Raw genomic sequence first — 21,239 nt, 5'->3', positions numbered from 1 at the left:
TGTTTCAGGGATGTTGCGGGAGGCTGGATGCAGGTGGATGCTTTTGTGGCGAGGGGATTTATCCCCGATGGTTTGCGCAGCAGACCCAAAACTTGAGAACCCGTTTTGGCTGACACTACGCGAGGTCTGATTTGTGGCTGCTGCGCAGCCAATCGGGGATAAATCCCCTCACCACAGAAGCTCCTTTGACCAGGGGGATGTGGGCAGTCAGGAAGGGGTGGCGATAGTTTCCGGTCGCGACCAGATCCATAGATTGCCCATGCCCATCCCGGCCATCGCCAAATAAATCGGCCAGCCGTGATCGAGCATCACCAGCATCAACGTCGCACACAGCAACATGCTCAGCGTGGCGCTGACTTTGGCCTTGCGCGCGATGATCTTGCCGTTGCGCCAGTTACTCAGGATCGGCCCGAACAGCCGATGATTTTCCAGCCAGGCACTCAGGCGCGGTGAACTGCGGGTGGCGGCCCAGGCGGCGAGGAGGATGAACTCGGTGGTCGGCAATCCGGGTACGACAATGGCGATCAGGCCGATGCCGAGGCTGACGTAGGCCAGCAGACCGAACAGCAGACGGGCGAGTTTGGAGGAGGCTGGTTGCGGCATGGGCTCGGGATTGCTGTGAGGCGAGATGGGGATCTTACAGACTTGCGTTGTTCCCTGTGGGAGCTGGCTTGCCAGCGATAGCGGTGGGTCAGGCAACATAAATGGAGACTGATCAGCCCTCATCGCTGGCAAGCCAGCTCCCACAGGGTTTTGTGGTGTATCGGGTATCAGGCCATTTCGGCTTCTGTCGCGTAAGCCTGTTCCAGCAGCACGGTGAAGCGGTTGAACGCGTCAATCGCGCCTTGCTCCACTTCGGCTTCTTCCTCGGCGCTGAATTGCAACGTGTCGAGGGTTTTGACGAAGCGCTTCCAGCCTTCGGCGCGGCCACCTTCAGGTTCGCCCAAATGGCGGGCACCAAAGGTTTCACTCAGCTCCAGCGCCACGGCGCGTTTGATCAGGAATGCCGCACCAAGCTTCGAACCTTCAGAAACGAAGATCCAACCGAGCGCTCGGGCCTTGCTCGGGTTTTTCACCGCGCCGGCCACCGGTGCCGGCACTTCGGTGTCGAGATCGGCCAGATCAGCCTTGGCTGCATCAGCGCGGCAGCGAGCCGGCAGGTCAGGCACGATCGCAGTCAGTTCGGCATCGTTGTACAGCTCAACCAGTTCCGACTGGAACAGGTATTGCGCGACCACGAAACGGGCGAAGTTGGCGCGGGTTTCAAACGGCGCATGGGCTTTGACCAAGGTGTCGAGTTTGCTGTGCGGCTCGTGGGTGATCTGGTTCAGGCGTTGTGAACGCAGGGCTTTTTCCGAAGAGGTCATGACGTGTCCTTGATAAATGAGGCGCTTGATAACAAGACGAACGGGCAAGCGCCGGACAGTAAAAAAAGCCTCGCTGCGCGTTGCGTTTACACGCGCAGCGAGGCCGGCGGGGTCAGATGTCCCACACCAGATTGATTGCGAAGTTACGACCCGGTTGGGTCAGGCGATCAAGGTTGGCCGGTTGCGTCACCGAGGCTTCGCCGACGCTGTCGTAGCCGCGCACGTCATCCCACTGCCAGTATTTCTTGTCGGTCAGGTTGTAGAGGCCGGCGTTCAGGGTCACGTCGTCGGTAACCTTGTAGAAGCCCGCCAGGTCCAGCACGCCATACCCCGGCGTCTTGAACTGGGAACTGGTGCCGTCCGGCGTGTTGAAACTGCTGCTGTCGACGCGGTCCTTGCGCTTGACCAGCGTCCAGCTCAGCAGGGCACCGTAGTTGTCCTGGTCGTAACCGAGGCCGAACACGCCGGTCAGCGGATTGACGCTGTTCAGCGGTTGCCCGCTGTCATCATTGCGACCGTAGAGATAGGCCATCGAGCCTTGGGTGTAGAGGCCGGTCGGCGCGCCGAATGCATCAAGGTTCAGACGACCCTTGAGCTCCACTCCCTTGATGGTCGCGTGCTTGATGTTATTGCTCTGGAAAGTGGTCTCCGAGTAACCGGGGGTGATGGCGTTTTCGTCGATGAAATCACGGTACTTGTTGTAGAACACCGCCACGTCGAACGTGCCTGCCTCGAACTGACCGCGCAGGCCGGTTTCATAGCTCTTGCTCTTTTCCGGGTCGAGATCGGGATTCGGCGCGACCTGATAGCCGCCGGCGAGGTTTTCAAAACGGCCATAAAGGGCTTTCGCGGTCGGCGTGCGGAACCCTTCAGCGTACTGGCCGTACCAGGTGTAGTTGTCGTTGAAGCTGTAAGTGGTGCCGAACTTGGGCGACAGACGATGCCAGGTTTTGGTCTTGTCGCTGACCACGCCGTTGCCGCTCTGGTCGGCAGTGACCAGGAATTCGTCGGTGATGTGTGGCTTGAGCTGGGTGTAGTCGTAACGTGCCCCCGGCAGGAAAGTCCAGTTGCCCCAACTGATCTGATCCTGGGCAAACAGGCTGTAGCTGTTGATGGTCGGATCGGGGAAGTCGCTGGCCGGTGTCAGGGTATCGGCAGCGCTTGGCGCGCCGATCACACGGCAGGCGCCGGCCACGGTCAGGCAAGTGCCGCTGCCGGTGCGCAGACCGGTGACTTTGTCCTGTTTGATCGTGGTGCCGTAGGTGACAACGTGGTCGGTGTCAGCAATGGCGAAGGACTTGTCAGCCTGGGCATCGAACACCCATTGGCGATCTTTGTAGGTGGTCTCGCGTTCGCGCAATACAGTGCGCGAAGGTGCGTAGATTTCTTCGGTGCTCTGGTCGGTTTTCGCGATCTGGTAATTGAGCGACCACTTGATGTTGTCAGCCAGCGCGCTGTCGAGACCAAAGCTGTGTTCCAGGCCAAAACGCTCGCGCGTGACGGTATCGTTGCCCGTGCGGGATTTGTAGAAACCGAAACCCCGTCCAGCGTTGAACGGCCCGCCGACAGCGCTCAACTGGTTAGTGTCGCGGTCGTCCTTGTAATGTTCGTAGGTCAGCCCGAAGCGCGCATCGTCGGCGTAATTCCAGCCCAGTTTGGCCAGAACGTTGGTGGTGCGTACATCTTCGGGATTGGCCTCGGTGCGGTTCAGGCCGGTGCCACCGGTTTCCCCGTAGGATTCGGTTTCATGGCCATTGCGCTGGCTCAGATGCAGCAAACCGTCAAAATCGCCACTGCGGCCAGCGACGGTGCCGGAGGTCAGCCAGCTGTCGTCAGCGGAGCTGTAACCGGTTTTCAACCGCGCGCCGACGTCCTTGCCAGGTTTGATGATGTCGTCCGGGTCGAGGGTGTAGTAGCTGACGGCGCCGCCGATGGCGTTGCTGCCGTAGAGCACTGATGCCGGGCCGCGGAGAATTTCCACGCGTTTGACGATTTCCGGGTCGACGTAATTGCGATTGGTCTGGGCGTAGGGGCCATTGAAGAAGCTGTCCGGCACTTGCACGCCGTCGATCTGCGTCAGGACGCGGTCGCCATCGATACCCCGGATGTTGTAGCCAGTCAGCCCGGCGCGCTGACCGGCGCCGCCGACCGACACGCCCGGCTCATAGCGCACCAGATCCTTGATGGAGTTGACGTTGTTGCGATCGAGTTCTTCACGTGTTTGCACGGTAACGGTGCTTGGCACGCTGTTCACCGACTGTTCCTGGCGGGTGGCGCTGATGGTCACCTGATCCAGATTCAGTGCGCTGCTGCTGCTGCGCTTCTCCAGCACGACGTTGTTGTTGCTCAGCTTGCGGAAGCTCAGGTTGGTCCCCACCAACAGGCGCTCCAGGGCTTTTTCCGGTGGCAGCGAGCCGCGCACGCCCGGCGACGAGATGCCCTGACCCAGTTCTGCCGGCAGGCCGATCTGCCAACCGGTCACGGAGGTGAACGCGTTGAGCGCCGACACCAGCGGCTGCTGACTGATAGAGAAAGAGTAATCACCCATGTTGCGCGCCGGTTGCTCGGTCGCAGCCATCAGTGGCGCGGTGCCGGCCATGAGGATGGCCGCGGTCAGCAGCGACAATACGCGGGAAGGGGAAGAGGTCTGGCGGGTAAGGCGAAGGGACATCGATAGCGCTCCGTGTCGCACGAATCTTTATAGTTGCTGACGCGTATCCGAGGATGCGAATCAATTGCATTGGCTATAACTAGACGAACGCGCTCACGCTATCGAGTAAAAATAATTCTCATTTAGTTCAGGATGACCAGCGCCGGGAACTCCTGCAGGCGCGCCGAGGTGATGTGTGCGAGAGAACGCACCACGTCGAGCGGCTGATCGAGGCGGTAATTGCCGGTCACGGCAACGCCGGCCAACTGCTCGTTGTTGTTGATGATCCAGCCCGGATAGTAACGGCGCAACTCGGCCAGTACCTGATTCAGCGGGCAGTTCTCGAACACCAGTCGGCCTTGCACCCACGCCAGCTCGGTGGCCGCGTCGAGTCTGGCAGGGCGATCGAAACCGTTGGGGCCGATGCGGATACTTTCCCCGGCAGACAGGCGCACCCGCGCATCGTTGTGGGTGGCGCGCAAATCGACATCGCCACGCTGCACATTGACCTGCGCGACTCCGTCCAGATAGCGCACGGCGAACGCGGTGTCGCGCACGCTGGCCTTGACCGGGCCGGCGTCAATTTCCAGCGGTTGATTGCGATTGGCCGCGACCTCGAAAAACGCTTCGCCCTGATACAACCGCGCGACGCGCTGCTGATCATCGATGGTGCTGGAGAACGCCGAGTTGGTGTTGAGCAGGACTTGCGAACCGTCCTCCAGTTGCAGGCGCTGACGTTCGCCGACCACGGTCAGATGATCGGCCTGCAAACGCATCGGCAGATTGCTGAAACTGAACAGACCAAGCACCAGCACGGCGGCGGTGGCCAGCGGTTTCCAGTGTGGACGCAGCCGTTGGAGGAAGGTGACTTTCGCGGGTTTTGAAGCCAGGTTTTGCGCGCACTGGGCAATTTGCGGACCGTCCCAGATTGCCTGAGCCTTGGCGAACGCCTCGGCATTCAATGGATCCGCTGCCAGCCAGGCATGGAACTGCCGGGTCTGCTCCTCGTCCGGACTGCCGAGCACGATGAGCCAGTCCAGGGCCTGGTCCATTGCACTTGCAGCGTCCTGCGCCGACTCGGGCGAAGGCGAGCGATGGGTGTCCGTCACGGTGTTTCCTCGGGCTTCTGGCGAAGCAGTTTCAAGCTTCAAGCTGCAAGCTGCAAGCCAGATGCGTGTACTGCTTTTCGTTTTTACTTGGAGCGTGAAGCTTACAGCTTGCCGCTGCTGTCGTGTCGTTCGGCGACGCCGATGCAAATGCTCATGATCAGTTTGAGTTCTTTTTGCACGGTGCTGAGGGACACGCTCAGTTCTTCGGCGATTTCCTGATAACTGTGCCCGTGCAGGCGGCTGAGGATGAAGATCTGCTGCTGGCGCGGGCTGAGTTGACTGAGACTCACGTTCAAGCGCTCCAGCATCTGTTCGGCGTGGGCGGCGTCTTCGGCGCTGCTGGCAGGGGCGGCGATGCTGTGCACGATTTCCTGCGGCACGTCATCGACCATGGTCCGCGAATGAATCTTGCGCGCACGCAGATGATCGAGCGCCAGGTTGCGCGCGGTCTGGAAGACAAAGGGTTCGAGGTGATCGATGGCCCGCTCGTTCAGCGCCCGCGCCACGCGCAGATAGGTCTCCTGCAGCAGGTCTTCAGCGGTGCTGTGATTGTTGACCATCCGTTCCAGCGTACGCAGCAGCGAAATGCGCTGGGTGAGGAAGACGTGGTTGAAGCGCGATTGACTCACGGGAGGACCTGATCCATTTCAAGCGAATGATAATGATTGTCATCTAGCTGAATGGTCAAGCATTGATTTGTCAGAGATCGGTAAAGGTCTGGATTGCACCGAGATAACTGTAGGAGCTGCCGTAGGCTGCGATCTTTTGATGTTGTTTTTATAACAAGATCAACAGATCGCAGCCTTCGGCAGTTCCTACAGGGAGAGTCAGTCAACTACCGGAAGCTGTAATGAAAGCTTACTCGGCGTTACACAATGCCAGGCAGTTATCCAGCATGCGGTTGGAGAAGCCCCACTCGTTGTCGTACCAGGCCAGTACTTTCAGCAGTTTGCCGCTGGATTTGGTGTGGTTGGCGTCGAAGATCGACGACAGCGGGTTGTGGTTGAAGTCGCTGGAAACCAGCGGCAACGTGTTGTAACCCAAAATTTTCGAATGTTGGCTGGCAGCCTTGAGCAGTGCGTTGACTTCCTCGGCCGTGGCTTCTTTCTTCAGTTGTACGGTCAGATCCACCAGCGACACATTGATCACCGGCACCCGCACGGCCATGCCGGTCAGTTTGCCCGCCAGTTCCGGCAGCACCAGGCCCACTGCTTCAGCGGCGCCGGTCTTGCTCGGGATCATGTTCTGCGTGGCCGAACGCGCGCGGTACGGGTCGGTGTGGTAGACGTCGGTCAGGTTCTGATCGTTGGTGTACGCGTGGATCGTGGTCATCAAACCGCTTTCGATGCCCAGCTCACGGTGCAGCACTTGCGCGACCGGCGCCAGGCAGTTGGTGGTGCACGAAGCGTTGGAGATGATCTGGTGCGACTGGCGCAGAATGTCGTGGTTCACACCGTAAACGACGGTGGCATCGGCACCTTTGGCCGGGGCGGAGATGATCACTTTGCGCGCGCCGGCAGTAATATGCGCAGCGGCTTTGGCACGGTCGGTAAACAGACCGGTGCATTCGAAGACTACATCGATTTTTTCCGCAGCCCATGGCAGCTCGGCCGGGTTGCGAATGGCGCTCACCGCAATGCGGTCGCCGTTGACGGTCAGGCTTTCGTTATCGTGCGCCACTTCGGCGTCGAACGTGCCATGAACGGTGTCGTATTTGAGCAGATGCGCGTTGATCGAGCTGTCGCCCAGGTCGTTGATGGCGACAATCTGCAGATCCTGTCGATAGCCTTGGGTATACAGTGCGCGCAGGACATTACGGCCAATGCGGCCAAAACCATTGATTGCAATTCGAAGAGTCATGGAACAGCGCCGCCGTCGTTTTGTTGTTGGAATTACAAGATTATTCGCATAAAAATAGAAAACAAGCCTTTTTAGTGGCAATATTTTGTTTTATCTACAACGAGTGACCTGAATCAACTGGTCCGAATGATCAAGAAAACCGTCCGTCATCCCGAATGCGCGGGCCCTTGGTCAGCATAGACAATCAGGTCGCCATATCCGTTAGCCTGGAGTTCTAAACATGCATCCCCGCGTCCTTGAGGTCACCGAACGGCTTATCGCCCGCAGCCGCGCCACGCGTCAGGCTTACCTTGCGCTGATTCGCGGCGCTGCAACTGACGGCCCGATGCGCGGCAAGCTGCAATGCGCCAACTTCGCTCACGGCGTGGCCGGGTGCGGCACTGAAGACAAGCACAGCCTGCGGATGATGAACTCGGCGAACATCGCCATTGTTTCTTCATATAACGACATGCTCTCGGCGCATCAGCCGTACGAAGTCTTCCCTGAACAAATCAAAAACGCCTTGCGTGAAATCGGTTCGGTCGGCCAGTTCGCTGGCGGCACTCCGGCGATGTGTGATGGCGTGACCCAAGGCGAACCGGGCATGGAACTGAGCCTGCCGAGCCGCGAAGTGATCGCGATGTCGACGGCGGTGGCGTTGTCCCACAACATGTTCGACGGCGCGCTGATGCTCGGCATCTGCGACAAGATCGTGCCAGGTCTGATGATGGGCTCGCTGCGTTTCGGTCATCTGCCGACAATCTTTGTACCGGGCGGGCCGATGGTCTCGGGCATTTCCAACAAGGAAAAAGCCGACGTTCGCCAGAAGTACGCCGAAGGCAAAGCGACCCGCGAAGAGCTGCTGGAATCGGAGATGAAGTCCTACCACAGCCCGGGCACCTGCACGTTCTACGGCACCGCCAACACCAACCAGTTGCTGATGGAAGTCATGGGCCTGCACTTGCCGGGCGCCTCTTTCGTCAACCCGAACACGCCGCTGCGTGATGCACTGACCCGCGAAGCGGCGCATCAAGTCACGCGCCTGACCAAGCAGAACGGCAACTTCATGCCGATCGGCGAAATCGTCGACGAGAAGTCGCTGGTCAACTCGATTGTCGCGCTGCACGCCACTGGCGGCTCGACCAACCACACCCTGCACATGCCGGCCATCGCCATGGCAGCGGGCATTCAACTGACCTGGCAGGACATGGCCGACCTCTCCGAAGTCGTCCCGACCCTGAGCCACGTTTACCCGAACGGCAAAGCCGACATCAACCACTTCCAGGCAGCGGGCGGCATGTCGTTCCTGATCCGCGAACTGCTCGGTGCCGGCCTGCTGCACGAAGACGTCAACACCGTGCTCGGCCACGGCTTGAGCAAGTACACCAAAGAGCCGTTCCTCGATAACGGCGAACTGGTATGGCGCGAAGGCCCGGTCGACAGCCTCGACGAAAACATTTTGCGACCGGTGGCACGCGCGTTCTCGCCGGAGGGTGGTCTGCGGGTGATGGAGGGCAACCTCGGTCGCGGTGTGATGAAGGTGTCTGCGGTGGCGCTGGAAAACCAGATTGTCGAAGCGCCGGCCATGGTGTTCCAGGATCAACAGGATCTGGCCGACGCGTTCAAAGCCGGTTTGCTTGAGAAGGATTTCGTCGCCGTGATGCGCTTCCAGGGCCCGCGCTCCAACGGCATGCCCGAGTTGCACAAGATGACGCCGTTCCTCGGCGTGCTGCAGGATCGCGGCTTCAAAGTAGCGTTGGTGACGGACGGGCGCATGTCCGGCGCCTCGGGGAAAATCCCGGCGGCAATCCACGTCAGTCCGGAAGCTTATGTCGGTGGTGCTTTGGCTCGTGTGCAAGAGGGCGATATCATCCGCGTCGATGGCGTCAAAGGCACTTTGGAACTTAAAGTGGACGCCGACGAATTTGCAGCGCGCGAACCCGCCAAAGGCCTGTTGGGCAACAACATTGGCAGCGGTCGCGAACTGTTCGGTTTCATGCGCGTGGCCTTCAGCTCGGCGGAGCAGGGCGCCAGCGCCTTCACTTCTGCCCTGGAGACGCTTAATTGAAACTGGCTTTGGTCGGTGACATCGGAGGCACCAACGCACGGTTCGCGTTGTGGAAAAACCAGCAACTGGAATCGATTCAAGTGTTGGCCACGGCGGACCATGCCAGCCCGGAAGAGGCCATCAGCCTCTACCTGAGCGGGCTCGGTCTGGCGCCGGGCGCTATCGGTTCGGTGTGCCTGTCGGTGGCCGGCCCGGTGAGTGGCGATGAATTCAAGTTCACCAACAACCACTGGCGGCTGAGCCGCAAAGCGTTCTGCAACATTTTGCAGGTCGAGCAGTTGTTGCTGGTCAACGACTTCTCGGCGATGGCGCTGGGCATGACCCGTTTGCAGCCGGGCGAGTTTCGGGTGGTGTGCGAAGGCACGCCAGAGCCGTTGCGTCCGGCAGTGGTGATTGGTCCGGGCACTGGCCTTGGCGTCGGCACTTTGCTCGATCTGGGCGAGGGCCGATTTGCAGCGCTTCCGGGCGAAGGTGGTCACGTTGATCTGCCGCTGAGCAGCCCGCGTGAAACACAGCTCTGGCAGCACATCCACAACGAGATCGGCCATGTCAGCGCCGAAACTGCGCTGAGTGGTGGTGGTTTGCCGCGTGTCTATCGGGCGATTTGTGCGGTGGATGGCCATGAGCCGACGCTCGAAACGCCAGAAGCCATTACTGCCGCAGGCCTTGCAGGCGATCCGATTGCCCTGGAAGTGCTGGAGCAGTTCTGCTGCTGGCTCGGCCGCGTGGCGGGTAACAACGTGCTGACCACTGGCGCCCGGGGTGGGGTGTTTATCGTCGGTGGGGTGATTCCGCGCTTTGCCGACTTCTTCCTTGAAAGTGGTTTTGCCCGCAGTTTTGCCGACAAGGGCTGCATGAGCGATTACTTCAAAGGCATTCCGGTGTGGCTGGTGACGGCACCGTATTCCGGGCTGGTTGGCGCCGGCGTGGCCCTCGAACAGGCTTGATACCGAGTTGCTCTCATCGCTGGCAAGCCAGCTCCCACAGGTTTTGTGAACGACACAGATCTTTGTGGGAGCTGGCTTGCCAGCGATGGCGTCAGAACAGACAACAAATTTCCAAGGTTCATCAGGCATAATCCGCCCCAATTCCAACAACAAGGATGCCTTCGAAGTGAGCTCAGTCAACAAGTCGATATTGTTGGTCGATGACGACCAGGAAATACGCGAGTTGCTGGAAACCTATCTGACCCGCGCCGGGTTTCAGGTACGGGCCACAGCCGATGGCGCCAGTTTCCGTCAGGCCCTCAACGAGGCACCGAGCGATCTGGTGATCCTCGATGTCATGCTGCCCGACGAGGACGGTTTCAGTCTGTGCCGCTGGGTGCGTCAGCATCCGCGTCAGGCGCAGGTGCCGATCATCATGCTCACCGCCAGTTCCGACGAGGCCGACCGGGTCATCGGTCTGGAGCTCGGCGCCGACGATTACCTCGGCAAACCCTTCAGCCCCCGCGAACTGCAGGCGCGCATCAAAGCGTTGCTGCGCCGTGCACAATTCGGCCAGGAACGCAGCGGCAGTGAGGTGCTGGCGTTTGACGATTGGCGGCTGGACATGGTCAGTCATCGGCTGTTTCACACCGACGGCGAAGAAGTGATTCTGTCCGGTGCCGATTTCGCTCTGCTGAAACTGTTCCTCGATCACCCGCAGGAAATTCTCGACCGCGACACCATCGGCAACGCCACCCGTGGCCGCGACTTGATGCCGCTTGATCGCATCGTCGACATGGCCGTCAGCCGCTTGCGCCAACGTCTGCGTGACACGGAAAAGCCGCCACGGCTGATTCGCACCGTACGCGGCAGCGGCTATCAACTGGCAGCCAACGTGGTTGCCGGCAATGGTCACTGAGTCGCTGCGCAAGCTCGCCGCCAAGGTGCCGGTGCCGCGTTCGCTGCTGGGGCGGATGTTGCTGCTTACCTTGCTCGCGGTGCTGTTTGCGCAGACCTTGTCGAGTGTGATCTGGGTTTCGCAATTGCGCGCCACCCAGCTCGAAGGCCTGGTCACCAGCGGCCGCAGCCTTGCCCACTCGATGACCGCCAGCGTCAGTTATTTTCGTTCGTTGCCGGTGGCCTATCGGCCGCTTGTGCTTGATCAATTGCGCAGCATGGGCGGCACGCGGTTTGTCGTAACACTCAACGACAAACCGCTGGGTATGGACGTGTTACCGGTCACGCCGCGTAAAGCTGCGGTGATGAAAGCGGTCGACGAAGTGCTGCGTCAGTCCCTCGGTCACGACACCGACATCTCGGTGTCTTTCGTCAGTCCCGAGGATCTGCGCATCTTCAACGCCGGGCTGAAACTCGATGAATTGCCGCGCTCCTGGGCGCACTACGCCCTGACCCTTGAGCCGGTGAATCCGCCAGTGCTGGTCACGCAGATTCAGATGGCGCCGGGCGAATGGCTGTACATCGCCTCGCTGTTGCCCGAGCCCTACACCAGCCTTGAAGAGCAAGGCCTGCCGTCGCAGCAAGTGTGGTTCATCGTCCTCACCAGCGGCTTTCTGCTGCTGTTCATCGGTGTGCTGGTGCACTGGCAGAGCCGGCCGCTCAAGCGCCTGGCCCGGGCCGCGCGGGATCTGTCGCTGGGCGCCGACGTCGAACCGGTGGCGGAGGGCGGCGGCAGTGAAGTGGTCGAGGTCGGCCGCGCGTTCAACACCATGCGCGAGCGCATCAGCCGTTACCTGACCGAACGCAGCCAGTTGTTCAGCGCGATTTCCCACGACTTGCGCACGCCGATCACCCGTCTGCGTTTGCGTGTCGAACTGCTCGAAGACGAACAGCTGCAAATCAAGTTTGGTCGTGATCTGGATGAGTTGGAGCTGCTGGTCAAAGGCGCTTTGCAATGCGTGAAAGACACTGACATCCACGAAAACATCGAACCGGTCGATCTCAATCATGTGCTCGATTGTCTGGTGGAGCCGTATCTGGCGCCTAACGGCAATGGTCGCGTGACCCAGCATGGGCGGGCGCTGGCGGCGTATTCGGGCAAACCTTTGGCTTTGAAGCGCTGCATCGGCAACCTGATCGACAATGCGTTGAAGTATGGGCAGAACGCCCATCTGCACATTGATGACGATGAGAGTGCATTCGTCCTGCACGTCGATGATGAAGGGCCGGGCGTACCGGAGCAGCGGCTGGAGCAGGTGTTTGAGCCGCACTTCAGGTTGGCGGGGCAGCAGCAGGGGTATGGGCTTGGATTGGGGATTGCGCGCAATATCGCTCATAGCCATGGCGGCGAGGTGACGTTGCAGAATCTGCGTGAGGGCGGGTTGCGGGTGACGTTGCAGTTGCCGCGGTCGGTGGATTGAAGATCAAAAGATCGCAGCCTTCGGCAGCTCCTACACCGATCCCTGTAGGAGCTGCCGAAGGCTGCGATCTTTTTCATGTCACGGATCAGTGACAAAACCCGTCCCCTTCGTTACAAGCCCACCCCGGCCCGTTGTTTAGACTCCCCGCAGTCATAACAACAAAAAAGGCCCCCCATGGATCACTTCGACCCCGGCTTCAGCAGCTGGCTCAATGCCCCCGCGCACCAGCAATGGCTAGCCGCCGAAGGCCTGCGTCTGCTGGATTTCGCCAAGGCATCACGACTGCCTGAAGGCTTCGGCAACCTCGACGAACGCGGCCGTTTGCCGGCGAACGCACGAGCCGAAACCATGAACACCGCGCGCATGACCCACAGCTTCGCCATGGCCCTCATTCAGGGTTTACCGGGGTTTGCCGAACTGGTCGATCACGGCATTGCCGCCCTGCGCGGGCCGTTGCGTGATGCGCTGCACGGCGGCTGGTTTGCGGTGGCCGAGCATCGCGATGACAACACGGGCAAGAACGCTTACTTGCACGCCTTCGTTGCACTGGCGGCGAGCTCGGCGGTGGTCGCGCAACGTCCCGGCGCGCAGGCGCTGCTCGATGATGCGATCGACATTATCGACACGTATTTCTGGAGCGAAGAAGAGGGCGCCATGCGCGAATTCTTCAATCGCGACTGGAGCGAAGAGGAAGCCTATCGCGGCGCCAACAGCAACATGCACGCGACCGAAGCGTTTCTCGCCCTCGCTGATGTCACCGAAGACCCACGCTGGCTGGTGCGCGCCCAGCGCATCGTCGAGCGAGTGATTCACGGCCACGCAGCCGCCAACGATTATCTGGTCATTGAGCACTTCGACCGCGACTGGCAACCGCTGCGCGAGTACAACCATGACAATCCCGCCGACGGCTTCCGTCCTTACGGCACCACGCCGGGCCACGGTTTCGAGTGGGCGCGGCTGTTGCTGCACCTCGAAGCGGCGCGGGTGCAGGCCGGCATGCTCACCCCCGGTTGGCTCGCTACCGACGCGCAGAAACTCTTCGAGCAAAACTGCCGTTACGGTTGGGATGTCGATGGCGCGCCGGGCATCGTCTACACCCTCGACTGGAACAACAAAGCCGTGGTCCGCCATCGCTTGCACTGGACGCATGCCGAAGCCAGCGCTGCAGCCAGCGCTTTGCTCAAGCGCACCGGCGATGAGCAATACGAAACCTGGTACCGACTGTTCTGGGATTTTTGCGACGTGAATTTCATCGACCGTTGCGATGGCAGCTGGCATCACGAGCTCAATCCGCAAAACACTCCAAGTGCCGATATCTGGCCGGGCAAACCCGATCTGTATCACGCCTGGCAAGCGGTGCTGATTCCGCGCCTACCCTTGGCGCCGAGCATGGCCACTGCGCTGGCACAGTTGTCCCAGAGCATTCCTGTGTAACCATGTGGTGACATTCGCGCGTCCCTTCGTTACCTGCGAGGGGAATCGCCCTGTTTAAACTCCTGTGCAGCGCAAGCACCAGACTTGCAACGCATAACAACAAGAAAGGTACATCTCAGATGAATGCGATTTCTCGCCTCGCTACTGTCATTTCTGTCGCCTCCCTGTTCCCGCTCGCAATTCTGCCTCTCAGTGTTTCCGCTGCCGAATCCAAAGGTTCGGTGGAAGTCGTGCACTGGTGGACCTCCGGTGGCGAAAAAGCTGCCGTCGATGTGCTCAAGGCCCAAGTCGAAAAAGACGGTTTCACCTGGAAAGACGGCGCAGTCGCCGGTGGTGGCGGTGCGACTGCCATGACCGTGCTGAAAAGCCGTGCAGTGGCCGGCAACCCGCCAGGTGTTGCCCAGATCAAAGGCCCGGACATCCAGGAATGGGCGTCGACCGGACTGCTCGACACCGACGTTCTGAAAGACGTTGCCAAGTCGGAAAAGTGGGACAGCCTGCTCGACAAGAAAGTCTCCGATACCGTGAAGTACGACGGTGATTACGTGGCCGTGCCGGTGAACATTCACCGTGTGAACTGGCTGTGGATCAACCCGGAAGTCTTCAAGAAAGCCGGCATCGAAAAAGCCCCGACCACCCTCGAAGAATTCTACGCCGCTGGCGACAAGCTCAAGGCTGCGGGCTTCATCCCGCTGGCTCACGGCGGTCAACCTTGGCAGGACAGCACCGTGTTCGAAGCCGTTGTGCTCTCGGTCATGGGTGTTGATGGCTACAAGAAAGCCCTGGTCGATCTGGACAACGCTGCGCTGACTGGCCCGGAAATGGTCAAGGCGCTGACCGAGCTGAAGAAAGTCGCGACCTACATGGACGCCGACGGCAAAGGCCAGGACTGGAACCTGGAAGCGGCCAAGGTCATCAACGGCAAGGCCGGCATGCAGATCATGGGTGACTGGGCCAAGTCCGAATGGACCGCCGCGAAGAAAATCGCCGGCAAGGATTACCAGTGCGTAGCTTTCCCGGGTACCGACAAGGCGTTCACCTACAACATCGACTCGCTGGCCGTGTTCAAGCAGAAAGACGCGGGCACCGCGGCTGGTCAGCAGGACATCGCCAAAGTCGTGCTGGGTGAAAACTTCCAGAAAGTCTTCAGCATCAACAAAGGCTCGATCCCGGTACGAATCGACATGTTGAACGACATGGAGAAACTCGGTTTCGACTCCTGCGCACAAACGGCTGCCAAAGACTTCCTGGCGGACTCCAAGTCCGGCGGCCTGCAGCCAAGCATGGCGCACAACATGGCGACCACGCTGGCCGTACAAGGCGCGTTCTTTGACGTAGTAACCAACTACATCAACGACCCGAAAGCCGACCCGGCCGACACCGCCAAGAAACTCGGCGCGGCGATCAAGTCGTCCAAATAGTCCTTGGCATCGCACGCCCCTCCTGTGGGAAAGGGCTTTTGTGGTGAGGGGATTTATCCCCGATGGGCCGCGCAGCGGCCCCAAAAAAGTTGCAATGGGTGGGTATCAGAAACACCGTGTGCAATGGTTTTGCGACTGCTTCGCAGCCGATCGGGGATAAATCCCCTCGCCACAAGAGTCCGCTCCCACATGGGAAGGGAATGCACAACAAGTAGTCCTTTTCTCTAGTACTGGATTTCCCCATGAGTTCTGTTGCTGTGTTCAGCAAGGCCTCGCCGTTCGATGCATTGCAACGCTGGCTACCCAAACTGGTGCTGGCGCCGAGCATGTTCATCGTGCTGGTGGGCTTCTATGGCTACATCCTGTGGACGTTCGTCCTGTCGTTCACCACCTCGACATTCCTGCCCAACTACAAGTGGGCCGGTCTGGCGCAATACGCGCGGTTGTTCGACAACGATCGCTGGTGGGTCGCGAGCAAGAACCTCGCGATGTTCGGCGGCATGTTCATCGGCATCACCTTGGTGATCGGCGTGTTGCTGGCGGTGTTCCTCGACCAGCGTATCCGTCGTGAAGGCTTTATCCGCACCATTTACCTGTACCCGATGGCGCTCTCGATGATCGTCACCGGTACCGCGTGGAAATGGCTGCTCAACCCGGGCATGGGCCTGGACAAATTGTTGCGTGACTGGGGCTGGGAAGGCTTCCGTCTCGACTGGCTGATCGACCCGGATCGCGTGGTCTACTGCCTGGTTATCGCCGCTGTGTGGCAAGCCTCGGGCTTCATCATGGCGATGTTCCTCGCCGGCCTGCGCGGAGTTGATCAATCGATCATTCGTGCCGCGCAGATCGATGGCGCGAGCATGCCGCGCATCTACTGGAAAGTCGTGCTGCCAAGCCTGCGTCCGGTGTTCTTCAGTGCCGTGATGATTCTGGCGCACATCGCGATCAAGAGCTTCGACCTGGTCGCGGCGATGACGGCCGGTGGTCCGGGTTACTCCTCCGACCTGCCAGCGATGTTCATGTACTCCTTCACCTTCAGTCGCGGCCAGATGGGCATGGGCTCGGCCAGTGCGATTCTGATGCTCGGTGCGATTCTCGCGATCATCGTGCCTTACCTGTACTCCGAGCTGAGGACCAAGCGTAATGACTAGTCTCGCTGCCAAATCCCCCATCAGCCTGAGTCGCATCGCGATCTACGCGGTGCTGATCCTCGCGGTGTTCCTGTATCTGGTGCCGCTGGTGGTCATGCTGCTGACCAGCTTCAAGACCCCGGAAGACATCGGCACCGGCAACCTGCTGAGCTGGCCGACCGTGGTCACCGGCATCGGCTGGGTGAAAGCCTGGGCCACCGTCGACGGCTACTTCTGGAACTCGATCAAGATCACCGTCCCGGCCGTGATCATTTCCACCGCCATCGGCGCGTTGAATGGCTATGTGCTGTCGTTCTGGCGCTTCCGTGGTTCGCAACTGTTCTTCGGCCTGCTGCTGTTCGGCTGCTTCCTGCCGTTCCAGACCGTGCTGCTGCCGGCCTCGTTCACCCTCGGCAAGATGGGCCTGGCGAGCACCACCACCGGCCTGGTGTTCATCCACGTGGTTTACGGCCTGGCGTTCACCACGCTGTTTTTCCGTAACTACTACGTGAGCATCCCTGATGCGTTGGTGAAAGCCGCACGTCTGGATGGTGCAGGGTTTTTCACCATTTTTCGGCGGATCATTCTGCCGATGTCGACGCCGATCATCATGGTTTGCCTGATCTGGCAGTTCACCCAGATCTGGAACGACTTCCTGTTCGGTGTGGTGTTCTCCAGCGGTGATTCGCAACCGATCACGGTGGCGCTGAACAACCTGGTCAACACCAGCACCGGCGCCAAGGAATACAACGTTGATATGGCAGCGGCGATGATCGCCGGCCTGCCGACCCTGCTGGTCTATGTGGTCGCAGGCAAGTATTTCGTGCGCGGGCTGACGGCCGGCGCGGTCAAGGGGTAATCATGGCAACGCTCGAACTTCGCAACGTAAACAAGACTTATGGCCCCGGCCTGCCGGACACCCTGAAGAACATCGAACTGTCGATCAAGGAAGGTGAGTTCCTGATCCTCGTCGGCCCGTCGGGCTGCGGCAAGTCGACCCTGATGAACTGCATCGCCGGGCTGGAAACCATCACCGGCGGCGCGATCATGATTGGCGATCAAGACGTCAGCGGCATGAGCCCCAAGGATCGCGACATCGCCATGGTGTTCCAGTCCTACGCCTTGTACCCGACCATGAGCGTGCGCGAGAACATCGAGTTCGGTTTGAAGATTCGCAAGATGCCGCAGTCGGCGATCGACGAAGAAGTCGCTCGCGTGGCCAAGCTGTTGCAGATCGAACACTTGCTCAACCGCAAGCCGGGCCAGCTCTCCGGTGGTCAGCAACAGCGTGTGGCGATGGGCCGTGCGTTGGCGCGTCGGCCGAAGATCTATCTGTTCGACGAACCGCTGTCCAACCTCGACGCCAAGCTGCGCGTCGAGATGCGCACCGAAATGAAACTGATGCACCAGCGCCTGAAAACCACCACGGTGTACGTGACCCACGATCAGATCGAAGCGATGACCCTGGGCGACAAGGTTGCGGTGATGAAGGACGGCATCATTCAGCAGTTCGGCACGCCGAAAGAGATCTACAACGACCCGGCCAACCTGTTCGTGGCGAGCTTCATCGGTTCGCCGCCGATGAACTTCATCCCGCTGCGTCTGCAACGCAAGGACGGTCGTCTGCTGGCGCTGCTCGACAGCGGCCAGGCCCGTTGCGAATTGCCGATGGGCATGCAGGACGCCGGTCTTGAAGACCGCGAAGTGATCCTCGGCCTGCGCCCGGAACAGATCGTTCTGGCGAACGGCGAGGGCAACGGCCTGCCGAGCATTCGCGCTGAAGTACAGGTCACCGAACCGACCGGTCCGGACACGCTGGTGTTCGTCAATCTGAACGACACCAAGGTCTGCTGCCGTCTGGCACCGGATGTGGCGCCGCAGGTGGGCGAGAGCCTGACGCTGCAATTCGATCCGTCGAAAGTGTTGTTGTTTGATGCCAAGACTGGCGAGCGGTTGGGCGTTGCGGCGCAGCCGAAGACCGAAGCGCACAGCGCCAACGTCGCCCAGTTCAAGGGCCGCTGAAGATCAAAATGTAGGAGTGAGCTTTTGTGGTGAGGGGATTTATCCCCGATGGGGTGCGCAGCACCCCCAGCTTTTTGGGGCCGCTTCGCGACCCATCGGGGATAAATCCCCTCGCCACAAGGGCTGCTCTCACGGCGATGTAAACCGCGTTAGATAAAAACAGTTAATAACAATAAAGACGAGGATGTAGGGATGAAAATGAAACACGTCAATGCCCGGTTGATCTGCCAAGTGTCAGCTGCGGCAGCACTGGTGCTGGCCGGCAATGCGATGGCGGCGGATGCTTTCAGCTCCGACTCCAAATGGATGACCGGTGACTGGGGCGGCGAGCGGACCAAGCTGATCGAGCAGGGTATCGACATCAAGGCCGACTACGTTGGGGAAGTCGGTGGCAACCTGAACGGTGGCTACAACGACGACAAGACTGCGCGTTACGCCGACCAATTCGGTCTGGGCGTGGCACTCGATCTGCAAAAGCTGTGGGGCTGGGACAACACTCAGGCCAAGATCCAGCTGACCAACCGTAACGGCTACAACATCTCCAACGACCGTGTTGGCGATCCGCGTGCCGGCACCTTGAGTTCGTCGCAGGAAGTCTATGGCCGTGGCCACATGGTGCGTCTGACCCAGTTGTGGATTCAGCACCAGTTCTTCGATAACAAACTCGACGTCAAGGCCGGTTACTTCGGTGAAGGCGAAGACTTCAACACCTTCCCGTGCGACTTCCAGAACCTGGCGTTCTGCGGTTCGCAAGTGGGTAACTGGGCGACCAACATCTGGTACAACTGGCCCGTCAGCCAGGCCGCGATTCGTGTGAAGTACAACATCAATGATGAGCTCTACGCTCAGATCGGTGCGTACAACCAGAACCCGTCGCAACTGGAGCACGGCAACGGCTTCAAACTCAGCGGCAGCGGCACCAAAGGCACCGTTTTGCCGGTCGAACTGGTCTGGTCGCCGAAGGTTAACAGCCTGCCGGGCGAATACCGCGTCGGTTACTACAAGAGCACGGCCGATGCTGATGATGTTCGTGAGGACATCAATGGTTTCGACGCTGCGACTACTGGCGACGCCTACAAGTCTCACAGCAGCAAAAGCGGCTACTGGTTCGTGGCGCAACAGCAACTCACCAGCCATAACGGTGATGCGACCCGCGGCCTGAACATCGCGGCCAATGCCACGTTCCACGACAAGGACACCAACTTCATCGACAACTATCAGTCGGTGATGTTTGTCTACAAAGGCCCGTTCGACGCGCGTCCCAAGGATGACGTCGGTATCGGCGCGGCGCGTATCCACGTCAACGATGACGTGAAGAAAAACGCCGAGCTGCTCAACGTTTCCAACGGTGTTTCGGACTACGACAATCCGGTGTTCTCGCCAATTCGTGAAACCGAATACAACTACGAGATCAACTACGGCTTCCACGTCACCAACTGGCTGACCGTGCGTCCTAACCTGCAATACATCACACACCCGGGCGGTGTTGATGAAGTGGACAACGCTCTGGTCGCCGGCCTGAAAATTCAGTCGGTGTTCTAACGCGTCTGCGATAAGCTCCTCTCTATGTGCGCATATTTGCGGACAGCCAAGGCTGTCCGCTTTTTTTTGCCGAGATGTGTCGCGGACTTTTTGCACTGTTGAAATTTGATGTGGTGCTGGGACTTTTTGTGCTGATGAGATTTGATGTTTTGCTGGGATTTATTGTGGCGAGGGGATTTATCCCCGTTCGGCTGCGAAGCAGTCGCAAACCCGGAAAACGCGTTCTGGCTGATACACCTCAGTGAATGGTTCTGGGGCCGCTTCGCGACCCAACGGGGATAAATCCCCTCGCCACAAAGTGCTATGCAAGGCTTTGGATTGATAAATACCCCCATGATTTTCAGGACCGTGGCAAATGCATGAGCATCCGCTACAACGCTTCTTCAAATCCTTGCGCGAACAACCGGTGTTCGCCTGGGAGCGCTATCAGATGCGCGACGTGTTGGTGATCGATCATCCGCTGTGTCAGGCGGTGTTCAGTCGGCAGGGCGCGCAGTTGCTGCATTTTCAGCCGCGCGGGCAAAAGCCGTGGTTGTGGTGTGCGGCGAAGTGGCCGCATGTGGGTGCGATCCGTGGTGGTGTGCCGGTGTGCTGGCCGTGGTATGGCCGCCATCCAAGCGAAAACGCCTGGCCCTCCCATGGTTGGGCGCGCCTGCTCGACTGGAAGTTGCTAGACAGCAGCAGCTGCGAAGACGGCGTGCGTCTGCACTGGCAATTGCAACTGTGCGACTGGCAGGTTGACCTGCACGCGCACCTTGGCGAACGCATGGAATTACGCCTGAGCACCGAGCATCAGGACGACATGCCGTGCCAGTTGAGCCAGGCTTTGCACGCTTACTGGCGTATTGGCGATGTCGGTGAGATAGCGCTGTCTGGGCTCGAAGGCGCGCAAGGTTATGACCAGTTGAACCGCCAGGCTTGCCAGCAGGAAGGCGAGTTGCGGGTCGACGGCGGCTGTCAGCGGGTGTTTCAGCACGACGGTGAATTACAGCTCAAGGATCACGCCTGGCAGCGCGAGTTGCGCATCGATACGGGTGACAGTGCAGACACAGTGGTGTGGCATCCGGGCTCGCGGCCGTTGTTGGGCGTGAGCTGGGATGAAGTGCTGGAGTTTGTGTGTGTGGAAGCGGCGGCGGGGGGGACGGATAGTCTGCATCTGGCGCCGGGGGAAAAGGCGCATTTGAGTTTGCAGGCGTGGGCGGCTGCCTGAATTTGTACTGTTGCTGCTGGCCCCATCCCTGGCAAGCCAGCTCCCACAGATTCGGTGGTGGTCATCGATTCTGCGTACGACACCGACACTGTGGGAGCTGGCTTGCCAGCGATGAGGCCGGATCATTCAATAAAGAATCATCA

17 protein-coding genes are annotated in these 21,239 nt (G+C 59.7%); 11 read left to right on the top strand and 6 right to left on the bottom strand.

Annotated features, from left to right (window positions below; all coding sequences use genetic code 11):
• Positions 1 to 207: 207 nt before the first annotated feature.
• The 6 genes from ACA061_RS20455 to gap form a co-directional block, all read right to left on the bottom strand.
• On the bottom strand, positions 208 to 603 hold the full coding sequence (locus tag ACA061_RS20455) for a YbaN family protein (protein ID WP_150601630.1): 396 nt from the start codon (positions 601 to 603) through the stop codon (positions 208 to 210).
• A gap of 167 nt (positions 604 to 770) precedes the next feature.
• Entirely contained in the window at positions 771 to 1,367 is a 597-nt protein-coding gene (locus tag ACA061_RS20450; RefSeq protein WP_497299943.1) for a biliverdin-producing heme oxygenase, read from the bottom strand.
• A 112-nt stretch (positions 1,368 to 1,479) separates the two neighbouring features.
• Positions 1,480 to 4,038, bottom strand: coding sequence for a TonB-dependent receptor (locus tag ACA061_RS20445; protein ID WP_497299942.1), 2,559 nt, complete (start codon positions 4,036 to 4,038; stop codon positions 1,480 to 1,482).
• Between the two features lie 122 nt (positions 4,039 to 4,160).
• On the bottom strand, positions 4,161 to 5,126 hold the full coding sequence (locus ACA061_RS20440) for a FecR family protein (protein WP_497299941.1): 966 nt from the start codon (positions 5,124 to 5,126) through the stop codon (positions 4,161 to 4,163).
• 101 nt (positions 5,127 to 5,227) lie between these two features.
• Positions 5,228 to 5,755: an RNA polymerase sigma factor gene (locus tag ACA061_RS20435; protein WP_150601626.1), complete on the bottom strand. Its 528-nt coding sequence runs from the start codon at positions 5,753 to 5,755 to the stop codon at positions 5,228 to 5,230.
• Between the two features lie 229 nt (positions 5,756 to 5,984).
• Positions 5,985 to 6,986, bottom strand: coding sequence for a type I glyceraldehyde-3-phosphate dehydrogenase (gene gap / locus ACA061_RS20430; RefSeq protein WP_047300149.1), 1,002 nt, complete (start codon positions 6,984 to 6,986; stop codon positions 5,985 to 5,987).
• Positions 6,987 to 7,206: 220 nt separating this feature from the next.
• Here gap and edd point away from each other — a divergent pair, with 220 nt between their 5' ends.
• The 11 genes from edd (at position 7,207) to ACA061_RS20375 (ending at position 21,096) form a co-directional block, all read left to right on the top strand.
• A complete protein-coding gene (gene edd / locus ACA061_RS20425) occupies positions 7,207 to 9,033 on the top strand; it encodes a phosphogluconate dehydratase (protein WP_150601625.1) in 1,827 nt (608 codons plus the stop codon).
• A complete protein-coding gene (locus ACA061_RS20420) occupies positions 9,030 to 9,980 on the top strand; it encodes a glucokinase (RefSeq protein ID WP_497299940.1) in 951 nt (316 codons plus the stop codon). The genes edd and ACA061_RS20420 overlap by 4 nt, the downstream gene beginning before the upstream one ends.
• A gap of 166 nt (positions 9,981 to 10,146) precedes the next feature.
• Complete coding sequence (locus tag ACA061_RS20415; RefSeq protein WP_042560610.1) at positions 10,147 to 10,878, top strand: response regulator; 732 nt, start codon at positions 10,147 to 10,149, stop codon at positions 10,876 to 10,878.
• Complete coding sequence (locus ACA061_RS20410; RefSeq protein WP_497299939.1) at positions 10,868 to 12,337, top strand: ATP-binding protein; 1,470 nt, start codon at positions 10,868 to 10,870, stop codon at positions 12,335 to 12,337. Before ACA061_RS20415 ends, ACA061_RS20410 begins: the two co-directional genes overlap by 11 nt.
• A 174-nt stretch (positions 12,338 to 12,511) precedes the next feature.
• Positions 12,512 to 13,771, top strand: coding sequence for a D-mannose isomerase (locus tag ACA061_RS20405; RefSeq protein WP_497299938.1), 1,260 nt, complete (start codon positions 12,512 to 12,514; stop codon positions 13,769 to 13,771).
• 119 nt (positions 13,772 to 13,890) lie between these two features.
• Positions 13,891 to 15,192: an ABC transporter substrate-binding protein gene (locus tag ACA061_RS20400; protein WP_210554124.1), complete on the top strand. Its 1,302-nt coding sequence runs from the start codon at positions 13,891 to 13,893 to the stop codon at positions 15,190 to 15,192.
• Between the two features lie 242 nt (positions 15,193 to 15,434).
• The gene (locus ACA061_RS20395) at positions 15,435 to 16,343 is read left to right on the top strand and encodes a carbohydrate ABC transporter permease (protein WP_042560606.1); all 909 of its coding nucleotides are present in this window, start codon (positions 15,435 to 15,437) and stop codon (positions 16,341 to 16,343) included.
• On the top strand, positions 16,336 to 17,181 hold the full coding sequence (locus tag ACA061_RS20390) for a carbohydrate ABC transporter permease (RefSeq protein WP_150616137.1): 846 nt from the start codon (positions 16,336 to 16,338) through the stop codon (positions 17,179 to 17,181). The genes ACA061_RS20395 and ACA061_RS20390 overlap by 8 nt, the downstream gene beginning before the upstream one ends.
• A gap of 2 nt (positions 17,182 to 17,183) precedes the next feature.
• Complete coding sequence (locus tag ACA061_RS20385) at positions 17,184 to 18,344, top strand: ABC transporter ATP-binding protein (protein WP_150601620.1); 1,161 nt, start codon at positions 17,184 to 17,186, stop codon at positions 18,342 to 18,344.
• A 192-nt stretch (positions 18,345 to 18,536) separates the two neighbouring features.
• The gene (locus tag ACA061_RS20380; RefSeq protein ID WP_150601619.1) at positions 18,537 to 19,886 is read left to right on the top strand and encodes a carbohydrate porin; all 1,350 of its coding nucleotides are present in this window, start codon (positions 18,537 to 18,539) and stop codon (positions 19,884 to 19,886) included.
• Between the two features lie 355 nt (positions 19,887 to 20,241).
• Positions 20,242 to 21,096 (top strand): D-hexose-6-phosphate mutarotase, encoded by an 855-nt coding sequence (locus tag ACA061_RS20375; protein WP_497299937.1) that lies wholly within the window; start codon positions 20,242 to 20,244, stop codon positions 21,094 to 21,096.
• Positions 21,097 to 21,239 lie beyond the last annotated feature (143 nt).

The sequence above is a fragment of the Pseudomonas sp. LBUM1668 genome, assembly GCF_059695715.1.
This window is presented reverse-complemented; position numbering and strand designations above follow the sequence as displayed.